This window comes from Cyclobacterium sediminis, assembly GCF_054781075.1.
This window is the reverse complement of sequence record NZ_BAAGVC010000013.1, coordinates 1-1,039: the sequence shown is the minus strand read 5'-3', so window position 1 is coordinate 1,039 and position 1,039 is coordinate 1. Positions and strand designations below refer to the sequence as shown.

Annotated in this window: 1 rRNA gene; it reads right to left on the bottom strand. The window is 50.4% G+C overall.

Going from position 1 to position 1,039, the window contains the following annotated elements:
• Nucleotides 1-1,039: ribosomal RNA gene (locus ACYVHJ_RS14745) — 23S ribosomal RNA — on the bottom strand; the annotation flags it as partial.

Here is a 1,039-nt window from a genome sequence, read left to right as displayed (position 1 = left end):
ATTTGCCATCGGAATCCCCCTTCGGGTTATCCTTAGGTCCCGACTGACCCTGATCCGATTAGCGTTGATCAGGAATCCTTGGTCTTTCGGTGTGGATGTTGTTCCCATCCATTATCGTTACTTATGCCTACATTTGCTTTTCCAGAAACTCCACCGGACATTACCATCCGGATTCGCTGTCGCTGGAATGCTCCCCTACCAAAATATAAATATCTTCCTTCGCTTCGGTACCGCACTTGATGCCCGATTATTATCGACGCCCTGTCGCTCGACCAGTGAGCTGTTACGCACTCTTTAAAGGAATAGCTGCTTCCAAGCTAACCTCCTGGCTGTCTCTGCAACTGGACCGCCTTTGTTCAACTTAGCGCGGATTTTGGGACCTTAGCGGTAGGTCTGGGTTCTTTCCCTCTCGGACTTGGACCTTAGCACCCAAGCCCTCACTGCCGGTTCTATATGATGGCATTCGGAGTTCGTCAGGATTTGGTAGGATGTGACTCCCCCTAGTCCTATCGGTAGCTCTACCTCCATCATACAATTCCCGACGCTGTTCCTAAAAACATTTCGGGGAGTACGAGCTATTTCTCAGTTTGATTGGCCTTTCACCCCTACCCACAGCTCATCCGGAAGCTTTNACCCCCACCGACTAAATCGCCCTGTTCGGACTCGCTTTCGCTGCGGCTCCTCCTGTTAACAGGATTAACCTTGCCGGTGAGGAGTAACTCGTAGGCTCATTATGCAAAAGGCACGCCGTCATCCCAACTAAGTCAGGACTCCGACCGCTTGTAGGCGCACGGTTTCAGGTTCTTTTCACCCCGTTATTCACGGTACTTTTCACCTTTCCCTCACGGTACTCGTTCACTATCGGTCTCTAGGGAGTATTTAGCCTTACCGGATGGTGCCGGCAAATTCAACCGGGATTTCTCCTGTCCCGGCCTACTCAGGATACCCGCCTTCTAAATTAAAATTCCTCTACAGGACTCTCACCCTCTACGGTTTGACTTCCCAGCCAATTCGAGTCTCCTAATTTAAAATTATGCAG